Annotated in this window: 17 protein-coding genes and 1 pseudogene; 13 read left to right on the top strand and 5 right to left on the bottom strand. The window is 43.0% G+C overall.

What is annotated here, in order from left to right:
* Nucleotides 1-755: 755 nt before the first annotated feature.
* Nucleotides 756-1,298, bottom strand: coding sequence for an SMP-30/gluconolactonase/LRE family protein (locus tag WA1_RS24970; RefSeq protein WP_272819224.1), 543 nt, complete (start codon nucleotides 1,296-1,298; stop codon nucleotides 756-758).
* 182 nt (nucleotides 1,299-1,480) lie between these two features.
* Nucleotides 1,481-1,993, bottom strand: a complete 513-nt coding sequence (locus WA1_RS24965) for a glycine zipper family protein (RefSeq protein ID WP_017739795.1) — start codon at nucleotides 1,991-1,993, stop codon at nucleotides 1,481-1,483.
* Nucleotides 1,994-3,173: 1,180 nt separating this feature from the next.
* On the opposite strand from WA1_RS24965, the gene WA1_RS24960 reads away from it, so the two are divergent.
* The 13 genes and pseudogenes from WA1_RS24960 (at nucleotide 3,174) to WA1_RS24905 (ending at nucleotide 19,475) form a co-directional block, all read left to right on the top strand.
* The gene (locus tag WA1_RS24960; RefSeq protein ID WP_017739796.1) at nucleotides 3,174-3,566 is read left to right on the top strand and encodes a carboxymuconolactone decarboxylase family protein; all 393 of its coding nucleotides are present in this window, start codon (nucleotides 3,174-3,176) and stop codon (nucleotides 3,564-3,566) included.
* 28 nt (nucleotides 3,567-3,594) lie between these two features.
* Complete coding sequence (locus WA1_RS24955; protein WP_017739797.1) at nucleotides 3,595-4,161, top strand: hypothetical protein; 567 nt, start codon at nucleotides 3,595-3,597, stop codon at nucleotides 4,159-4,161.
* A gap of 73 nt (nucleotides 4,162-4,234) precedes the next feature.
* On the top strand, nucleotides 4,235-4,861 hold the full coding sequence (locus WA1_RS24950) for a DJ-1/PfpI family protein (RefSeq protein WP_017739798.1): 627 nt from the start codon (nucleotides 4,235-4,237) through the stop codon (nucleotides 4,859-4,861).
* Nucleotides 4,862-4,896: 35 nt separating this feature from the next.
* A pseudogene (locus tag WA1_RS24945) lies at nucleotides 4,897-5,148 on the top strand (DUF1830 domain-containing protein); the annotation flags it as partial.
* A 151-nt stretch (nucleotides 5,149-5,299) separates the two neighbouring features.
* Nucleotides 5,300-7,420, top strand: a complete 2,121-nt coding sequence (gene glgX, locus WA1_RS24940) for a glycogen debranching protein GlgX (RefSeq protein ID WP_017739800.1) — start codon at nucleotides 5,300-5,302, stop codon at nucleotides 7,418-7,420.
* 37 nt (nucleotides 7,421-7,457) lie between these two features.
* A complete protein-coding gene (locus tag WA1_RS24935) occupies nucleotides 7,458-9,629 on the top strand; it encodes an AGE family epimerase/isomerase (protein ID WP_017739801.1) in 2,172 nt (723 codons plus the stop codon).
* A 114-nt stretch (nucleotides 9,630-9,743) separates the two neighbouring features.
* Complete coding sequence (locus WA1_RS24930) at nucleotides 9,744-11,402, top strand: response regulator (protein WP_017739802.1); 1,659 nt, start codon at nucleotides 9,744-9,746, stop codon at nucleotides 11,400-11,402.
* A 175-nt stretch (nucleotides 11,403-11,577) separates the two neighbouring features.
* Complete coding sequence (locus WA1_RS24925; protein ID WP_017739803.1) at nucleotides 11,578-13,014, top strand: ATP-binding protein; 1,437 nt, start codon at nucleotides 11,578-11,580, stop codon at nucleotides 13,012-13,014.
* A 12-nt stretch (nucleotides 13,015-13,026) separates the two neighbouring features.
* Nucleotides 13,027-13,287 carry a ubiquitin carboxyl-terminal hydrolase 14 gene (locus tag WA1_RS53205; protein WP_201789119.1) on the top strand — a complete coding sequence of 87 codons (261 nt, stop codon included), beginning with the start codon at nucleotides 13,027-13,029 and terminating at the stop codon, nucleotides 13,285-13,287.
* A gap of 39 nt (nucleotides 13,288-13,326) precedes the next feature.
* Entirely contained in the window at nucleotides 13,327-14,493 is a 1,167-nt protein-coding gene (locus WA1_RS24920) for a low temperature requirement protein A (protein ID WP_017739804.1), read from the top strand.
* 153 nt (nucleotides 14,494-14,646) lie between these two features.
* Nucleotides 14,647-15,576 carry an EthD domain-containing protein gene (locus WA1_RS24915; protein WP_017739805.1) on the top strand — a complete coding sequence of 310 codons (930 nt, stop codon included), beginning with the start codon at nucleotides 14,647-14,649 and terminating at the stop codon, nucleotides 15,574-15,576.
* A gap of 862 nt (nucleotides 15,577-16,438) precedes the next feature.
* Nucleotides 16,439-18,448: an ATP-binding response regulator gene (locus WA1_RS24910; RefSeq protein ID WP_017739806.1), complete on the top strand. Its 2,010-nt coding sequence runs from the start codon at nucleotides 16,439-16,441 to the stop codon at nucleotides 18,446-18,448.
* A complete protein-coding gene (locus WA1_RS24905; RefSeq protein WP_017739807.1) occupies nucleotides 18,432-19,475 on the top strand; it encodes a S66 peptidase family protein in 1,044 nt (347 codons plus the stop codon). Before WA1_RS24910 ends, WA1_RS24905 begins: the two co-directional genes overlap by 17 nt.
* A gap of 72 nt (nucleotides 19,476-19,547) precedes the next feature.
* Here WA1_RS24905 and WA1_RS24900 read toward each other — a convergent pair whose 3' ends face one another.
* The 3 genes from WA1_RS24900 to WA1_RS58205 form a co-directional block, all read right to left on the bottom strand.
* Nucleotides 19,548-19,796 carry a hypothetical protein gene (locus tag WA1_RS24900; RefSeq protein ID WP_017739808.1) on the bottom strand — a complete coding sequence of 83 codons (249 nt, stop codon included), beginning with the start codon at nucleotides 19,794-19,796 and terminating at the stop codon, nucleotides 19,548-19,550.
* Nucleotides 19,797-19,853: 57 nt separating this feature from the next.
* Nucleotides 19,854-20,051: an NblA/ycf18 family protein gene (locus WA1_RS24895; protein WP_017739809.1), complete on the bottom strand. Its 198-nt coding sequence runs from the start codon at nucleotides 20,049-20,051 to the stop codon at nucleotides 19,854-19,856.
* 153 nt (nucleotides 20,052-20,204) lie between these two features.
* Nucleotides 20,205-20,681, bottom strand: a complete 477-nt coding sequence (locus WA1_RS58205; protein ID WP_017739810.1) for a hypothetical protein — start codon at nucleotides 20,679-20,681, stop codon at nucleotides 20,205-20,207.
* Between the last annotated feature and the right edge of the window lie 163 nt (nucleotides 20,682-20,844).

Below are 20,844 nucleotides of genomic sequence, written 5' to 3'. Positions count from 1 at the left end.
GTTTTGTTAACTGTATGGTGTGTGTTCATAGCAAGATGTAAAGTAAAACTACTCCGGATGATGTTTTGCGCTGAAAGGCAATGTGCAACTTATCTGTAGTAGGCGCTTAACTCGCAAGAGAAGCACTCTTGGTAAATAATTTCTAAAGTCCTAAAGCACAAAAGTACTTTTTTAAGGGACATTAGTCCTAGAGCATTAAAGTACTTAATACGGATCGTTTATTACTACTCAGGGGTGTTAACCCATAGGTATTCTCCAATAAATCTTTAAAGTTCAGCAAATACCCTAAAAGTTAGAGATTGCGTTAAATTCTTGGCGCGAGAACAAATTTGGTGTTCTAAAGGAGACTTGCTGTTGCAGCTAGACTCGGCACAATACAATGGGAGTATTCTAATTTCGCAACTCACACCTTGGAAGGGTGCGACTACGCGAACTTAGCCCACCTACATAAGCTAAAAGCCTGCAGAGGTAGGCTTTGCTTGCGTAGCTTTTTGGTTGCAACGCAGGCGGCAGAAGCAAGGCACAGGTTGTGTGGTAAAAACCGAATGAGATATGTCCCCAGGGATCAGCCATACTCAGTTATAGCAGTTTTCACATAGAGGTCTAAGAATCTAAAACCATACTCGAAGAGTTAGTATTATATAAAGTCAATACAACAATCCGGTGGTCTTTTTGAAAAGTGAAACTTAGGTGTATTATAGGCGATAGTCTTCATAATTGTCCTAACGAACTGAAGTTTGTTATTACTAAGTTTTTCAGCTATGTAGAGTTATGTCTATTGAAGATGGATAACTTAAGGACAAACTTAACTGCATTGACATACTCCCGCCCTCTTGTCCGACTTTTTTTGGTGACAATACGTCGTAACTCCCGGTTCGCCCATTTTTTGGGGAGTTAGAAGAAAAGCTACTCAGGCGGTTGGAATCACCGGAGTCAGTAAAGTAAAAACCTCCTTGCTCATCAATCGTGATGTCGTTGGGATACTTTAGAGGCTTGCCGTTAAATTCGCTTGCAATTACCTTTAAGAGATTATCATTGGCGTCTAGCTGCACAACAGAGTGTTTGGCAGCAACGATATGAGTACCATCCGGCTTAATCTTGTGTCCGTTAGCAGCCTCGAGTTTAGCCCAAAGTCGAGACGTGCGATATTTGGTAGCTTGAACAATCAAGGCGGGAGACGCTACGCGTTCACGGAGTGTCCCGAAGGGAAGGTTTGTCGATCTTCTGCTCCTCATTATATAAGCGGTGACAAGGCAACGGCATTTCTTGCCAGCAGCTTCGGCAGAACCAGTACACACGGTTATTACAAATATGTTGCAACAGTCGATGGGAACAGCAAGGACAATTTTTCACCTGAACAGCTAGTTTAAAGCTAACCTCTGACGGCTGGCTGTATCGAGCTTTAATCGAGGATTCGTTCCAAGTGGTTGCTACCCAATGCATTGGCAATCCCTTCCTATTCCATAAATTATAAGTAGCCTTAAACAGTGACTACCTTATGAATTTTATGCCCAGCGTCCTTAAGGACTTGTAACGCCTTTTCTCGCTCTTTTAACGTTCCTTTCGTCATCAAAGCAAATTTTCCTGCTATGATTTCGTTTTCGTACATGGGAATTTCCAGTTCCTCAAACAGTGCACCTGTTAAACATCCTACTGATGCACCAACAGCTACTCCCAAAGCCAAACCTTCTATAGCTCCCAAAAGCAAACCAAAAATTGGTCCGGCAACAATAATCGGAGCAATTGCAGGAATCAATAGGAATTCAGCCCCGGCGATCGTACCTAACACTGCACCGAAAACGGTTCCCCAGCACCCAATTTCTGTTGCTCCTTTCTTGGCAATATTTTTCCAGTTAAAAAAATCACGTGTTTGGAAAACCTTACTAAAAATCGAGAAGTTGTTTACATCTAAACCTACGTCCTGTAATTCCAGTACAGCATTTTCTGCCTCAGTTTGAGTGGAAAAAATGCCAATACATATATGTTTTCCCATATCATTACCTTGTGATACAAAAAACTTGAAAAGTATTGAATCAACAGTATTTAGTGCCTAAGGGGTAAGCATTGCAAATTTACCAACATCATCCCCAGTCTGTGTTACTCAGCGTATCCGCCAAACGTATAGCGTATAGCAAACAGTATTTTCTCAGCAGAAGTATGCTGCTGTAAGAGCAAAGAAGAGAGGAGAGGGAATTAAGGAATAAGAGAAAGGTGAAAAGAGAAGAAAAAGATAACTTTTCACCTTGCCTCTTTATTACGCTCGTGGCATTAAAGAAGAGAAAAATATGATGAATATTATTTATCTTCAAACCTGTTTTCACCAATTAAGATACACACGTTAAAGTTAAACTTAATGCTGCTGGTATAAATTTAAGCTGTAGGGCAAATAGACATTGAGATGGAACTGAATTTTTTAGCTATATGGAGTTTGGTCTATTAAAGATCGATAACTTAAAGACAAACTTAACTGCAATAGAAATGTACTGAAGCACTTAGTTTATCACTATATTCTTCACTTTAAACTGTCACATACGGTTTTTTGTGACTGCTGCAAAAGCTGAGACTCTAGTACTACGACGAGAAATCGGAATTGGTGCGATAAGCCGGGTAAGGCTTGCGCCTCGCGATCGCAACCTCGGTTATATCAGTTTTTGAGCGTTCGTCTTTTTCTTAAACTAGGGTCTACAACATTCATTGCTTCGTGAAAGTTTCGTTGTAGTACTAGAGAGTATTTAAAGTCCTCCTTTTTAAGGGGGATAATGGGGGGTCTAAAGTCTTGGATACCTCAGCAACTACTTTTAAAACATCCTCTCAATATAGGATTGCGTTCACTATTTTTCGTAAAACCATAAAATGGCAACAAATTACCCAAAAAGTTTTAAGTTATAGCGAAACGACTTAAGTTGATCCTTAACCTAATGATTTTCTCTGGCTAAAACTTTCTAAGCTTGAAAAACTAAAAGACGAAAAGCGTTCCATTCTTGATAAGAGTGCAATAAAAAGAGTAACGATTGAGATATATGCACCATTACTTATAATGGAAACCCAGACCAAGTTCGTTATTAAAGTTTTTAGCCTTATCACAAAAGCAGACCTCATTTAGCGGCTCTTTGTGTTTCAAAGCAATCTTTGCAATAGAATAGCAAAACTCATGTAAAAGGTGGAGAGAAACCATGAAACAGGGTGATTCTGGTACAGTGGTTCAAGATGGAAAGGCAACGGCATACAAAAATGCGGTTTTAGATGATAAAAAACTTCAAGATGCTTTAAAAAGCATCAATCCAAAGTTTGGAGATTTTTGTACACGTGTAGCAGGCGAAGCATGGAGTCTTCCATTAATTGACCAAAAAACCAAGGCTCTAATAACAGTCGCTGTTGATGTTGCAAACCAGGATCATGTAGGGTCTGGTAGCCCTTTTGCAGCACATGTGAACATGGCTATGCAACAAGGAGCTACGCGTGCAGAAATTGAGGAACTCCTTTTGTTCATGTGCGTTTACGCAGGATTCAATAAGGCTGCGGGGTGCTTTGGTACCCTTAATGATATTCTCGGCCCTTCAGCATAATCTTTTACTACTATCACAGAGGTTTCAGATGAAAAAGCGAACCAACTACTACCAAGAACTGTCTGCTGATTATTCAAGGCCAGGGTTAGTTGACAATGTGTTAGCAGGCAAACTGATTAAGGACGCTGAGGAATACATTTCTCTTCGTGAAGATACCTTACCTGAAATAACTCCGCAATATAGCTTAACGCAAATAGAAAAGGAAAACAGGGATTGGTGGCCAACCCACTGTGAAGCCCTGCGACAAGGGAGGGGAGACATTCTAGCAGGTGAATACGCTAATAATCTTGTCTATCTATGCGCTGATGGGCCTTTTCTTGGTAGAACAGCTGGGACAGAGAGAGAGGTAAATTGGTGGGCAGTAATTGCCCAACCAAATGTAACGATGACTTGGCCTATCGTTATGTTTCATGGTGAGGTCGTTTACTTTGAATGGTACTGTATGGATGACGAGACAAATGAAGCGATCGCTAAGGGAAACGTAACCTGGTTGCGACGGGGACACAGAGGCGCATGCCACTTAAAATGCGAGCAACTCACCTTTTATCGCGATGTTTTTGCACCAACTGAATTGCTGCAGTCGATCAAACGCTAATAGGAAATGTAGCAAGTTACTAGGTGGTACACTGAAAATTTATCAGCCCAGATCGTCACAGACAAAGGAGAACATGGCAACTACAGCTTCTAAGACTAAGGGAAAAATAGGTATACTCATTGAAGAGCACTTTGACGAAATTGAGTTCCGAGCATTCAACGAGTTTTTCCCTGCAAATGGATACGAGGTAGAGTACATATCCCATCTTTGGAACCAAGAGCAATTGACTTTTAAAGGTATTGACTTAACAGAAGAAGTCACGGTTACGGTAGAAGTAAACAATATTGAGCCTACCGATTATGAAGGCATTCTTCTGATTGGTGCATATGCTATGGATCGTCTTCGTTATGAAGAGCATCATAAAGAGGGTCAACCTAACCAATCTCCTGCCGTCAGATTTCTCCGAAAAGCTGTAAAGGCTATGGATGCTGGCAGATTAAAGATTGGAACTATCTGCCATAGCCTTTGGCTGTTTTGTGCCGATCCAGAACTGCTAAAAAATCGTGAGGTTACTTGTGCCCATAACATCATATGTGATGTCCAAAACGCTGGAGGCATTATTATTTTCAATGGTGATGGTACCAAGGACTTACATATCGATGGCAATCTAATTACAGCCAAACACCCTAATGTAGTTGCAGAGTTCATGAATATCTTCTTAAAGGCAATTAAGGAGCAGCAATTGCAAGTAGTGACTTAGTAAGAAACCAAAAGTTCAGCGTGAAACCTGTAATTATGACTCAAACACTTGATTCTTTACCTTCTAACCAGTCCGGTAAGATTCTCTGCGGCTACTTTAATGCCACTAGTCAGATTCAGATTGCTCGGATCGCAAATGTTCCCAATTGTTACTTGGAGCGTGTTATTTTCCCAGGACAACGTATTTTGTTTGAAGCGCCGCCAGATGCTCAGCTGGAAATTCATACAGGCACGAAAGTCTGTGCAATTCTATCAGATAATATCTTGTGCGATCGCCTACGCATCAATTAAGAGATTAGCTTCTTCCTCTATCCTTTGTAATTAACAAATGACAAACGACAAATGACCAATGACAAAGGACAACCTTCACCATTTAACTTGATTTGTACCGACCTGCTTAGATGACTAATTGACACTCTAGAGTGAGAAAAAGAGTAAAATGACTGCAACAACACCTAACTTCCAGACGAAACTGGCTACAAAAAAGTATCAAGTAGAAGTGGGACGCACGCATCCCTTAGGTGCAACACCATGCATAAATGGAGTAAACTTCTCAATCTTTGCAGAACATGCAACATCTGTCGAACTCTTATTATTTGAAAAGCCTAATGACCTGGAACCTATCCAGATTATTAAACTAGACCCAAGGAACAATAAAACTTTCCACTTTTGGCATATCTATGTAAAAGAGTTGAAACCCGGAACTGCCTACGCCTATCGAGTTGATGGTCCTCAGGATTTACACCGAACAGGAAACCGTTTCAACAAAAATAAGGTACTGCTCGATCCCTACTCTAAGGGAAACGCCAATGCCCTTTGGAACCGCATTGATGCTTTGGGATCAAAAAACAATTTAACCACCTCAATGCGTAGTGTGGTCATGGATATATCGGATTATGACTGGGAAGGTGACCGCCCTCTCAATCGACCAATGAGTGATACTATTATCTATGAGGTACACGTTGGCGGATTTACTAAATCACCCTCCTCTGACTGCAAACACAAAGGTACTTTCTCTGGAGTCATCGAGAAAATTCCTTACTTAAAAAAGCTGGGTATAACCGCTGTTGAACTTTTGCCAATATTTGACTTTGACGAAACGGAAATTGTCCGAGAAGTTGACGGTACACCGCTGAAAGATTACTGGGGATACAACCCCCACAGTTTCTTTGCGCCTGAAACCTCTTATTGTCATTCGCCTAAGGAGAAAAACCCAATTAACGAGTTTCGGGATATGGTCAAGGCGTTGCACAAGGAAGGGATCGAAGTCATCCTAGATGTCGTCTTTAACCACACCAGCGAGGGCAATCATGAGGGCCCAACCATCAACTTCAAAGGTCTTGGTAATAGTACTTACTATCACCTCGTACCTTGGGCTAGGCAGTACTACATGGACTACTCCGGATGCGGAAATACATTTAACTGCAATCACCCAATTGCGGAAAAGTTAATTGTGGAGTGCCTAGAATTTTGGGTGAAAGAAATGCACGTTGATGGTTTCCGATTTGATGAAGGGTCTATTTTATCCCGTGGGCAAGACGGAGTACCTATGATCCATCCACCGGTAGTTTGGCACATTGAAACATCCGCAGCCTTGGCTGAAACCAAAATCATTGCTGAGGCTTGGGATGCTGGTGGACTCTATCTTATTGGTTACTTCCCTGGATATCGTTGGGCAGAATGGAACGGGCGCTTCCGAGACGACATTCGGCGCTTTGTCAAAGGAGATCCAGGACTGGTCGGGGCAGTCGCTGTACGCCTTGCCGGAAGTGCCGATCTCTATCAAGACACCGGACATCTACCGATTAACAGCGTTAATTTTATCACTTGCCATGATGGGTTCACCCTCAACGATTTGGTCTCGTACAACGACAAGCACAATGAAGCTAATGGTGAGGGCAATCAAGATGGCATCAGTGAAAATTTGAGTTGGAATTGTGGCGTTGAAGGAGAAACTGACGACCCAACAATTGATGCATTACGCCAGCGACAGATTAAAAACTTTGCAGCTATTCTTTTGCTTTCTCAAGGCGTTCCAATGATAGTGGCTGGTGATGAAGTTAGACGCACTCAAAAGGGAAACAACAATGCTTACTGCCAAGATAACGAAATTAGTTGGTTTGACTGGAATCTTGTAGAGAAGAACGCAGACATATTCAGGTTCTTCAAGCTGATGATTGATTTCCGTAGTTGTTACTGCCATCCCGGCTTACGCCGCAGTTATTTCTTCAACGGCGAAGTTAATGAACGCGGTCTAGCGGATATCTCTTGGCATGGTTGCAAGTTGTTCAGCCCAGGTTGGCACGATCCTTATGCTAGAGTTCTTGCATATACTCTGGGGGGCTTCGACGGAAACGCAGATATTCACGTCATGCTTAATATGTACTGGGAAGATATAGAGTTTGAAATTCCCTCTCTTCAAGATAGGAGATGGTATAAAGTTGTAGATACTGCTGAGCCTTCCCCTATGGATGTTGTGGAAAGAGGGAAAGAGACTATGGTTTCAGGTGATGTATGTGTTGTCAAAAACCGCAGTATTGTCGTTTTAATTTCCCAATAATTTCAACTCATCAACTTCACTTCTAGGAGGAGATTTAATGGCTAACATAGATTTTTCGTTTTCAGATATGCTTGCTGGGTATGTCATTGATTTCAACCCCCACCAAGGAGCTTATGGCTCTTTCGGTCTCAAAACATCAGACGGAAGGAACTTTAAAATAGCATTAACGCCAACCACCTATGCTGAATTGGTACGCAATTTAGGAGAACCTTACTACGATTGCACCAGCCAGATGGCAGCAATGCTTGTTCCAAATCGGTATCTTTTTGTGTATGGCATTTTCTATTTTGACGCGGGTCAGCACAACTTTGAAGCCAAACACATAATTCTTCTGGGCAGGACAGAGAATGAGTATCTTTTTGAAAGGCAAGATTGGTGGGTCAAGCAGATACAAAGCCTTGCCAATTTTTACCTAAAAGCCCAGTTTGAAGATGGTGAAATTGATTATCGGAAATATCGCACTGGTATCGGCTTGGTTGGTTCCAAAGAAGATAGTAATCGTCAAGAAACAGACACCATTTCCCGCCTGGTTTATGGTTTTGCAACAGCTTACATGATGACTGGGGATGACCGTTACCTAGAGGCTGCTGAAAAAGGCACCGAATACCTTCGCCAACATATGCGTTTTCTGGATGAAGGCGAAGGGATTTGCTATTGGTACCACGCTGTTGACGTGAAACCTGATGGTAGCGAGCAAAAAATATTTTCCTCAGAATTTGGGGATGATTATGATGCTATTCCAGCTTACGAGCAGATTTACGCGCTGGCTGGTCCTACTCAAACATATCGGGTGACGGGCGATCCACGTATCATGAACGATATCGAGTTGACCGTCAATCTATTTAACAAGTATTTCGAGGACAAAACGGATAAAGGAGGATTTTTCTCACACATTGACCCGATTACTCTCAGCGCTCACTCTCCGTCTTTGGGTCATAATCGCGCTAAAAAGAACTGGAATTCGGTAGGTGACCACGCTCCAGCTTATTTGATTAATCTATGGTTAGCAACTGGCGAGGAAAAATACGCTAATTTCCTTGAGTACACGTTTGACACCATTGAAAAGCGCTTCCCAGATTACAACCATAGCCCATTCGTTCAAGAACGTTTTTATGAGGATTGGAGCCACGACACAACTTGGGGATGGCAGCAGAACCGAGCCGTCGTAGGTCACAACCTTAAAATTGCCTGGAACCTGATGCGGATGAATCACCTGAAACCAAAAGAAAAGTATGTCGCCCTAGCCGAAAAGATTGCAGAAATCATGCCTACAGTTGGCAGCGACCAACAGCGTGGAGGATGGTACGACGTCGTAGAGCGCATACTAGAACCAGGACAAGAGGTCAACCGCTTTGTCTGGCATGACCGGAAGGCTTGGTGGCAGCAGGAACAGGCTATCTTAGCTTACCTCATCCTGGCTGGTTCATTAGATAAACCTGAATATCAACAGTCAGCAAGGGAATCGGCAGCTTTTTATAACGCTTGGTTTCTTGATAATGAGGCTGGCGGTGTTTACTTTAATGTTTTGGCAAATGGGCTTCCCTACTTGTTGGGAACGGAGCGAGCTAAAGGCAGCCACTCGATGAGCGGTTATCACTCCTTCGAGTTAGCTTACTTAGCTACAGTTTATACGAACTTGTTAATCACTAAGCAGCCAATGGATTTGTACTTCAAGCCAAAGCCAGGTGGCTTTAAGGACAACATCCTGCGGGTTGCACCAGATATCCTGCCACCTGGCAGCGTGCGGATTGGCGAAGTATGGATCAACGGGCAAAAGCATTCCGATTTTGACGCTGAAAGCTTAACAGTCAAACTGCCATCTTCTCAAGACGAATTGAAGGTTCGAGTAAGACTTCTCCCCACTCAGGTATTTTTTGACGCAACACTGCTAGAAATTACTGAAGGTACTGCCAAGATATCTTTAACCGGTTTACTGGATGCAGATGGTGTGGTACGTCTTCAGGAAGAGTTAGCTAAAGCAACAGAAAAGCCATTACTACGCCTCGTCCTACTGCTACAAGACTTAGAATGTATAACCACTGCTGGTATGCGAGCCCTCATTTTCATCAAGCAAAAACTGGGTTCTAATGTGGAATTGTATGTAGTCGGCGCACAAGTGCAGGTAGAGCACTTCCTCAGAATGAGTGCATTCTGCGAAGGCATCACGATGGTAGATAAATATGAATCAGTCGAACTAGCCAGCGTGTAGTTAAGGTTAATAGCCTACACGAAAAGGTTAGGATTTCCGTCTACTGGCAGCAAGCTGTAGGTAAGGCACGGAAAGAGCATTGATTTGCTCGCTACGTTAGCGAATGAGGATATTATGGCTAAGCCTGTTCTAATTACAATAGACGACGATCCAGAAGTTCTACGGGCGATCGAGCGCGATTTACGCCGTGAATACGGCGAAAACTTCCGGGTGCTGCGTGCAAACTCTGGCAAAGCGGCCCTGGAGGCACTGAAAAAATTGAAACTGCGTAACCAGCCAGTAGCGCTGTTTCTAGTGGATCAACGGATGCCGAACATGACTGGTGTGGAGTTCCTTGAACAGGCGATGGAACTCTTCCCTGACGCCAAACGCGCCTTACTTACGGCGTATGCAGACACCGATGAGGCTATCCGTGCTATCAATAAGGCCAAGATTGATTATTACTTGATGAAGCCGTGGACTCCCCCGGAACAGGGTTTGTTCCCCGTGCTTAACGATTTACTTGAGATTTGGAAGAAAACGTTTCTCCCATTGTTTGAAGGGGTTCGCGTGATTGGCGACCGATGGTCACCTAAAACGCACCAAGCTAAAGATTTTTTGGCCCGCCATCATATTCCTTATCAGTGGCTAGACATTGAGTCAGAAGAGGGGCGCAAGTTGTCTATGGACGCTAACCCTGATGAACTAATATTACCGCTGTTGCTTTTTCCCGATGGCTCACATCTTCTACAGCCAACGAACATCCAAATAGCTGAGAAAATTGGGCTGAAAACGCGCGCCATCATGCCGTTTTACGATGTGATCATTGTGGGTGCTGGTCCGGCTGGTCTAGCTGCCGCAGTGTATGCTGCTTCTGAAGGGTTGGACACTATCATAGTTGAAAAAGAGGCTCCAGGAGGACAGGCGGGAACCAGTTCCCGGATTGAGAATTATCTTGGTTTCCCAATTGGATTAAGTGGGGGAGATTTAGCTAGGCGTGCTGTCGCACAGGCTCAAAAGTTCGGAGTAGAAATTCTTACACCGCAGGAAGTAACTAGTCTTCGTGTAGATGGTCAATATCGATACGTGACCCTAGCAGATGGCTCAGAACTAAGCAGTCACACGCTAATTATTGCAACTGGTGTATCGTATCGCAAGCTTAACGTACTTGGTAGCGACAAGCTAACAGGTGCTGGCATTTACTACGGAGCAGCAATGACCGAAGCAATTGGCTACAAAGGCGAAGACGTATTTATTATTGGGGCTGGCAATTCGGCTGGACAGGCTGCTATGCACCTTTCTAAATACGCTCGCTCAGTTACCCTTCTTGTACGTGGGGACTCACTCAAGAAAAGTATGTCTAAGTATTTGATCGATCAGATCGAAGAGACAAACAATATCGTGGTAAGGGTATTAACGGAAGTTACTGAAGTGTTCGGCAAAGACAAGCTTGAGGCGATAACCATTACTAACTCAACCACTAGTGAGGTCGAAACTGTCCCCGCCTGCGCCCTTTTCACCTTTATCGGTGCAATGCCGCGTACCAACTGGTTGCAAGATATTGTAGAAAGAGATTCAAAAGGATACATCCTGACCGGGTCTGACGTTTTGCATGGTGAAATGTATCCCCGAGGATGGACACTGCCTCGGTCTCCGTATCTTCTCGAAACTAATTTACCAGGAATTTTTGCGGTAGGTGACGTGCGCTATCAGTCAGTGAAACGAGTTGCTTCAGCGGTAGGTGAGGGTTCGATCGCCATTCAATTCATACATCAATATCTCTCATCCTTGTAAAAACGCTCTAATACCAATTCTCTATGACCTTGCACTTTAATCCCTCTCAGTTTTCACGCACTGAGGCTATACAAACAAAACCTGCGTAAGCAAGCTATTAAATGCATCTTCATGGAGAAATGGTATAAGTTCTAGTCATACATTGAGTATCATAAAAACACTTTAGGTTCTAGTCATGCTTGAGTTGTTGCATAAAATACCCCTGTTCAAAAACTTGACCGAGAATCAACTGATGTGTTTGATGAACGGTACTCACATCCGGCTGAATCCAGGAGATTTGCTCTTCAAGCAAGGAGAGCCCGCGAAATGCTTTTACGTGGTATTTGAAGGAGCAATCCGGCTAACACGAGAGATTAGTAACCAAGAGGTCGTTTTAGCCACTTACGAGGCTGGTACGTTTTTTGGTGAAGTCCCTCTCCTGGCTGGCACACTTCATCTTGCAAGCGGGCAAGCAGTAGGTCAATGTCATGTGTATTGTTTACACGAGGAAGAGTTTTGGCAGATGCTCATGTTCTGCCCATCGGTGAGACAAGCTGTTCTCGGTTTTATGGCAAACCGAATGCAAGAGTTACAGATGTTGTCTCAGCAACACGATAAGCTCATTTCCTTAGGTACGTTAGCAGCTGGTCTTGCCCATGAACTGGGTAATCCAACAGCAGCGGCACGTCGGGCTACCGGACAGTTGCATGATACGGTGAATATCTTGCACAACCTCTCGCTTGAGTCTATTAAGCAACACCTCACCCCAGACCAACTAGAGTACCTCTTGGAGATCAAGCGTAAAGCTATTGAGCAGACCGCTCAACCGGGCGAATTCGATCCTTCGGTTCAGATGGATTTAGAAGATGAACTAACGGACTGGCTGGAGACACATGGTGTTGCCGATGGGTGGAAACTTGTTCCAACCCTGGTTGCGGCTGGAGTTAACACTCAGCAGTTAGAAGTGATTGGCAAGCAGGTGAGTGCCAATGGACTCAGCGGTGTACTGACTTGGCTAGAGGCAACGCTAGCTGTAGCAAGTGTGGTGAATGTTCTCGATCAGGGCGTTACTCGCATTTCCGAGCTTGTCAATGCTGTCAAGGCATATTCGTACATGGATCAGTCTCCACTAAAGGAGGTAGTTGTTCATGAAGGGATCGAGAACACACTCACCATTTTGAGCTATAAGCTCAGAAAACACCGTATCCAGGTAATACGTGAATACGAGCAAAACCTGCCAACCATTGAAGCATACGGAAGTGCTCTGAATCAAGTATGGACGAATTTGATTGACAACGCCATCGACGCCTTGGGCGAGGGGGGTACGATTTGGGTGCGTACTTTTAGTCAGAAAGATTGCATTATGGTAGAGATTGTGGATAACGGACCAGGCATTCCCCCTGAAATTCAATCCCGAATCTTCGATCCGTTTTTCACAACTAAGGGTATCGGTGCAGGGACGGGGCTAGGTCTGGAGATTGCTTATCGGATTGTAGTGGGTCAGCATAGCGGAGACATTCGCTGCTTTTCAAAACCGGGCGATACACGCTTTCAGATTGGTCTACCCATCCGCTCGTTCCAAGAAATGAACAGATCTAAAAGTGAAGCAGCGCTTTCTGAAGCAAGCGCATAAAGGAGAATGACAATGGAGTGTACACATCTCAATCAGCTACAAACAGTCATACCCAGCGCGAATGGTTGTGAGGAATGCTTGGCAAGTAAAGACACTTGGGTACATCTACGGTTGTGCCTCATTTGCGGGCACATTGGTTGCTGCGACTCTTCTAAGAACAAGCATGCCACCAAGCACTTCCACAGCACCGGTCATCCCCTCATAAAGTCTTTCGAGCCTGGTGAGAATTGGGGCTGGTGTTATACCGACAAAACCTTTGTGTATTTACCATAGGCTATTAAGTTATATCTAAAAAAATCCGAGGCTTTACAAGTGAAAACCTGGTTGCAACCTCCTCGCCTACGCATTGGTGCAGAAAGCGAAGAAGAAAACGGTCACGCTACTTGGCTTGAACTTTTCTATGATTTAGTGTTTGTGGTAGCGGTTTCACAAGTCGCCCACAACCTTAGCGAAAATATCTCTCTATCAGGATTTTTCGGCTTTGTGTTTCTGTTTATGCCAATTTGGTGGGCATGGATTGGTACTACATTCTATTCCAACCGATTTGATATCGATGACATAGGTCATCGGTTGCTGATTGGTGTGCAAATGATCGCGATCGTCGCCTTAGCGGTGAACATACACCACGGCTTGGGCGAAAGTTCAAATGGCTTTGCCCTTTCCTATGCTGCTGGGAGGGTCGTGCTTGTCATCGAATATCTGCGTGCTGCAAGGCATATTCCCCTAGCGCGTCCACTGGCAACTCGTTACGCACAGGGTTTTGCGATCGCAGCCGCCTTCTGGCTGATATCAGTATTTATACCTGTTCCATTGCGTTTCGGCTTTTGGGCGTTGGGATTAATCGTGGATTTCGCTACGCCGCTCAGTGCAAAACGCTTGCAGCTAGGGTTAACCCACCACGTCGAACACTTACCGGAGCGTTTCGGGCTGTTTACCATTATTGTCCTGGGCGAGGCGATCGTAGCGGTGGTCGATGGTCTTTCCAATCAGAAATGGGATGGTAAGAGCGCGATTGCCGCAGTATTCGGCTTTAGCATCGCTTTTAGCTTGTGGTGGATCTATTTTGAGAACATCGGTAGCTCAGCTTTACGGTCTGTCGGTGCAACTGGTCGAATCGGGGTTTATCAAATCTGGCTTTACGGGCATTTACCGCTGGTTATTGGACTTACTGCTACCGGAGTTGGCGTGGAACACATTGTATCCAGTGAGCCTAGTGTAGCGCTGCCTGCTCCAGAGCGTGTGCTTCTTTGTGGCGCAGTAGCCCTGTGCTTGCTGGCTTTAGCTCTTCTGCATCGTACTGGGGTTATACGCTACTGCAAAGTCCGTTCTAGGTTTCGCCTTCGCTCTGCGGTTGTCCTTGTTGTACTTGCCATAGCTGGCACAAATTTGTTGCCCGTTGTGGTAATCGGGCTTGTAGCTATAGTCTCTGCTGTCCAAGTCGTTCAAGATTTGTATCAAAGCCGTCCCTCAGTCGCTTGATGAAACTCAATTAAAGTTATAGCGGTATTTTTAGCTACAACCTTGACGGCAGTAGAAGAATACGCCAACATCCCTGAATGCCTGTAGATCAAATCAAAAAAAATGCTCAAAGTTGCTGACAAATACAAAATCGAAACATTGTAGTTATTAGCCATGAAAACCATCAGCCAGAAAACAACAAAAGTCAACTATGCATCTCGCGATCGTAATGGAAAAGTAGTCTTTTACGTTCTTCTGTGGAAAAGAAAAGGTATTACCTTACAGATGTTTGATGACTACTGGCGCAATGTACATGGACCAGTCTGTGCTAGATTGCCAGGTCAATACCAATACTGGCAATTCCACCTAGCTCATAATGAAGGCGGTATGTGGCCCACTCTAGATGGCATAGATTATAACTGCCCAGAATCAGACCAGTTCGATGGCATTGCCGAATTAACCTTTGCAACAGTTATTGACCGTCAGACTTGGTTCAATGCCGCAGCCATTCTGATGGATGACGAATACAACATCTTCAGCAAAGCAATTGGATACAATACCAGTCCTGGCAATTCTCAAACTTATATAGATGGTATCTCCACAGGTGACCCCAACGGAGAGTTAGGAATTTTAAAGTTTCATGTCATGGTCAAAAAAACAGATGGCGTGAGTGTGGTAGCTTTTCGCAAATACATGACAGACAACTTTGCTCCTGCTATTGTCAAGAGTGATTCAGTTCTCAAGTTCCGACTGCATCTGTTTGAAGAAGTAGACAATTCCAGACCAGATGCACCGGGGGTTATTCATGTTGAACCTTTAGAGAAGCAATATCAGGCTGCTTTTGAAATTGCCTTCTCTAGTCCCTTGGATATGGCTAACTTCTTTGCTTCTCCTGAGTACACCTCAACAGTCAATTCACAGCCGAAGTACATCAAGCAAATTAACACATTTCCCGAAAGAACAGCTTACACCTTTGTTTACAACGGTCAGATGACCCTGACGGGTCAACGAAGTTCCACGGTCGCGGAACTGATTACAAATATTGGTGCAATCAATCAATTGAAGGAGAATATCACTTCTCTTATGCTTGGCTATCAGCAATAAGTTACAGCAATTTTCTGTTAAGCTCATCCCACCCCAGTCACGGAGTGGGCTTGAGCGCCGACTTTCTGTAAAACGCTACCAAATAATGTATGTTTAAAACACAAATAATCAAGAAAAAAATCGGTAACTGTAAACTTAAAAACGGCCTTTTTATAGTGCATCTTATGCGAAAGCGATCGCTCAAACACCTTTGAACCTCAGTTTAGTGCAATTATTGACGACTGCCCAGTTAGCCCCAGCCGCTCGATAAAGTCTACCCTTATCTCTTATTAAATTTTAAATAATAACAACAACAACAGCGTAGCTGATATTAAGTTTTATGACTACGCTGTTTTCGCATTTCGCCGTTTTGTAGTATATAAAATACAATGTAATCAGAGAGAGTGAGGTTCTTGTAAGGATGAAAGTCCAAAAAGGTATCATTCCAAACTCGTCCCATCCAGTTTGGATGGTGCTGGATGATAATTATTTGCCTCCACTCGCCAATTCAGAAATACCTGCATTACCTAGAGCGCCGGTCGAGTAGACGGTATTGACAAATTACGCATATTATGTATTAAGCAGGTTCTGTGGATTTCTCAAAGCTTTATACAGCCCTGTCGGTTTGATGGCGAAAAAAGCAAGCACCCAAAAGATTTTAAGAAGTTAGGGATCTTGTAGCCTCAGTCAATAATGTAACTTTACTTTTAGTTACATCATTTATTATGTATTTGAAGTAAATGTAAAAAATTGATCGTATACCAAAAATTTAAGAAGAACAATTTAGGATGGAAAGACAGTATAACTTTTAAAGTGGAGGTCACAGGAAATAATCGCATTGGACATTAGGGATAAAGAAACTCTTAACAAATACAAATAACAAATGACAAAGGACAAAGATTCAACTGATAAGGGTGCGATCTTAATTGTCGATGACACACCCACTAATTTAGAAATACTGTTTGATTTACTATCCAACTCTGGATTTACGGTTTTGATTGCTGAAGATGGTGAGAGTGCTATCGAAAGAGCAGAGTATGCTCCACCCGATCTCATTCTCTTAGACATCCTTATGCCAGGAATGGATGGCTTTGAAACTTGCCGTCGTTTAAAAGCCAATTCATCAACAAAAGACATTCCTATAATTTTTATGACTGCACTGTCTGAAGCACTAGATAAGGTCAAAGGTTTGAGCCTTGGTGCGGTGGATTACATCACTAAACCGCTCATGCATGAAGAGGTTTTAGCCCGGATCGAACTCCATTTAAGACTTCGGAATCTAACGAAGACACTTCAGCAGCAAAATTTGCGTTTGGAAGAAGAAATTTCTGAGCGCAAACAAGCAGAACAGAAAATTCACGAACAAGCTGCTTTGTTGGATATCACCACAGATGCAATTCTGGTTCGAGGCTTAAATAATGAAATTCATTATTGGAACAAAGGTGCAGAACAGTTGTACGGGTGGACAGCAGTAGAAGTAATAGGTAAAAATGCCAATGAGCTTTTGTATCAAATAGAAACTTTACCTCAACTTCAAGAAATTAAAAAAAAACTAACTGAAAGTGGCACTTGGCAAGGTGAATTAAATCAGGTTCATAAAAAAGGTCAACGCCTTATTGTTGCTAGCCGTTGGACGCTGATACGCGATAAAGATGGGCAACCCAAGTCGATTCTTATAGTTAACACTGACATCACAGAGAAAAAACAACTAGAAAGCCAATTGTTACGCGCTCAAAGACTGGAAAGCATTGGAACGCTTGCAGGTGGTATTGCCCACGACCTGAATAATATATTTACTCCCATCTTAGCTTCAGCACAACTGCTACAGATGAAACTGCCCCATCTTGATGAGCGGAACCTGCAAGTCCTAAAAATTATCGAAAATAACACCAGACGAGGTGCAGCGTTGGTCAAACAAGTGCTGCAATTTGCACGCGGAGTTGAAGGCAAGCGTACAATTGTGCAAATTGGCTCTTTGTTCTTGGAAATTGAGCAGATCGTTCGAGAAACGTTTCCCAAATCTATTGAATTTTATACAAGCGTAAAACCAGACCTTTGGGCTGTTTTTGGGGATGCAACACACCTGCATCAAGTTCTGATGAACTTAATTGTAAACGCTCGTGATGCTATGCCGGATGGAGGTATTCTGAGTTTTACCGCCGAAAACCAATTTATTGATGAACATTACGCTCGCATTCATTTGGAAGCAAGTGTTGGACCTTACGTTGCGATCGCGGTGACTGATACAGGAATTGGGATGTCATCAGAAATTGCAGACAGAATATTCGAGCCTTTCTTTACTACAAAAGAGTTTGGCAAAGGAACAGGACTGGGTCTTTCAACCGTGAGGGGTATCATTAAAAGTCATAGTGGTTTTGTCACCGTAGATAGTAAGATCGGCGAAGGAACTGAGTTTAAGGTATTCTTGCCTGCAGTAGCAGTAACCGCAACCCCGCTTGTGGAAGATCTCGAATTACCAAAAGGAAATGGAGAATTAATTCTCGTTGTAGATGACGAAATCAATATTCTAGAGACCACCAAAATCTCATTGGAAGCTTACAATTACAAAGTGTTAACAGCTGGCAATGGGATTGACGCGATCGCGCTTTATGCCCAACACAAACATGAAATCAACTTGGTGTTAGTGGATATGATGATGCCATTGATGGATGGTGCAGTCACTATTCGCACAATACAAAAACTGAATTCAAATGCTGTGATTGTTGCTGTAAGCGGTTTATCTGGTGATAAATTAGCAGGGACTACTGGAGTGAAAGCATTTATTTCCAAGCCTTACCTGGCTGAAGAATTATTGCAGACTCTACATAGCGTTCTTTGTCATAAATCGAGTCTCTCGATTTCATACAAAAATTCTTATGATAGATCGCCGTAACTTTCTGATTGGACTAGCTGCGAGTTCTTCTGTATTAGCCTCTCCGTTAAAGTTGGGGAGAGCAGCTAGTCAACCACTGTTAAAACCCAAACGCTTGCAACCCGGATCTGTCGTGGGAATAGTCAGCCCTGCTGGTGCTACATTTGTTCGCGAACAACTTAATATTGTTATAGATGCAGTCAAAGCTTTAGGATTAGTTCCCCGACTCGCACCTCATGTTCTAGAACGGTATGGTTATTTAGCAGGTAAAGACAAAGACCGTGCTGCTGACATCAATCAATTTTTTGGCGATCCTTCTGTAGCAGCTATTTTGCCAATTCGTGGTGGGTGGGGATGCAGCCGGATGTTGCCTTATCTGGATTACGATCGCATTCGCAAAAATCCCAAAATTGTCGTGGGTTTTAGTGATATCACATCATTAATTCTGGGCTTGAATGCGAAAACTAATCTTGTGACATTTCACGGTCCCAACGGGCTAAGTTCTTGGAGAACGACTCAAACAGAATGTTTTCGTCGCGTTTTGTTTAATGGTGAAACTGTCACCTTTAAAAATGAAAAAGACGGCGGTGATTCTGACCGATTGATGCAGGTTAAGTACCGAGTCCAAACTATATCTTCTGGTAAAGCTAAAGGCAAGCTAATTGGAGGTAATCTTTCAGTTTTGTCAGCGATTGTAGGCTCTCCTTACTTACCAAATCTCAATGGTGCTATTTTATTTTTAGAGGATTTGAACGAAAATGTATACCGTATAGATCGGATGATGACTCAGTTAAAAATAGCAGGTTTATTTGATAAACTGGCGGGTTTTGTTTTTGGGCAATGTTCCGATTGTTTGCCTGATGCTGACTATGGCTCTTTGACCTTTGAAGAGGTTTTATGGGATCATATTAAACCTTTAGGCATTCCTGCATGGTCAGGTGCTGCGATCGGGCATCTTGAAAATGTGCTGACATTACCTCTTGGTTTAGATGTGGAAATAGATGCTGATGCTGGAACAATTCGGATGCTGGAACCTGCGGTACAGTGACCAGTGACCAGTGACAAAATTAGAAACCTGACAAAATTGGAACCCCGGTTTCTTGAAGAAACCGGGGTTCTTTTAACCCATCACTTGATATATGGGAGCAGACGCTGAAAGTACAAACCGTTTAAGTTGCTCTTTGATTTTTGCCGGTAAGGAATTAAAAGCATTCCCTTTCCATCCTTTTGCATCTTGATATTCTAGATATCCACAATACATATCTCTTTTATGAATATGCCATCCCCATTTTGCTGGGATCACTTCATATCCACTCAAAGTTTGTGTCAGGTATAGTGTTACTTCGTCAAGGTTTTGTTGCGGTTTCATTGCTGTTTACGTTATTTATGAATTCAATTTACTTCTTAAAAACAAAGCGAACTTTCTTTACACAGACATTTGGTCTGCATTAATTCCCCAATCTTGCTTTAGCAAAGTCTTGTACATATTATCTTTAAGCATCATGTGCTCGTGTAGCTCAATTAGAAAATTCTGTGCTTGTTCGCGGGACATTTGTCGTACAGAGTCTTCAAAAATTCTTAGGTTGAATTGTTGTTCTAGAGATAATTCCACAGACTGATTCATCTTTTACCTACCCTATCAATTCTTTTTAAAAGAACTCAATATTTATATTTTGATAATAGCCTCTCTTAACATCATAATGACCTGTCTAGAGGTTTAAACTGTAGGCAATCTTAAGGACGATTATCGTGTTAAAAATTTGTCTGTGGGAATATATTAATTAATGACGGGCAGGATGCCCGTCCCACAAGAAGCTGTCCCACAAGAAGCTGTCCCACAAGAAGCTGTCCCACAAGAAGCTGTCCCACAAGAAGCTGTCCCACAAGAAGCTGTTAACTTTTCTAGTAGTGATTCTCGTAATTGTCGCGCATCCAACTCCAATTCATCCACATCAGCATTTGCGTACTCGTCCCACATCATGAATATTTGGTCATTAATCTCGTGGATGAGTTCATCGCGAGTGTACGCAAATACGTGAAGACCGATCTGAGGTTCTTCTACAACCAAGAGTTGCTTACTTTCTTCATCCATTTCGGGCGTCAACACAAGATGCATTTTTAGCCGCAGTTTTCTATCATCCCCACAAATTTCTCTAACATTGATAGGAGATAAATCGAGAGGTTCTATTCTGGTTACGTCAGTTAATTTAATGGGGTGTCCCTCGTCGTTCAAGGCTTTGGCTTCTTCCGACATTTTCCTTGCGCTCAGACGTGTTTCTCTTGATTGTAGCCGCAGGGATATCATTTCTCAACAAGTAGAGCTAAAGTCCACCTAGTTGATTCGCTCTCATAAAATTGAGTTACCTGTAACTTCTACAGATAACCCTGTTAGCTCTAAGCGTTATAAGTATGCATTG

The organism is Scytonema hofmannii PCC 7110, assembly GCF_000346485.2.
In the GTDB taxonomy this organism is placed as follows: domain Bacteria; phylum Cyanobacteriota; class Cyanobacteriia; order Cyanobacteriales; family Nostocaceae; genus Scytonema; species Scytonema hofmannii.
Note: the sequence above shows the minus strand (reverse complement) of the source record. Positions and strands in the feature narration are given on the sequence as shown.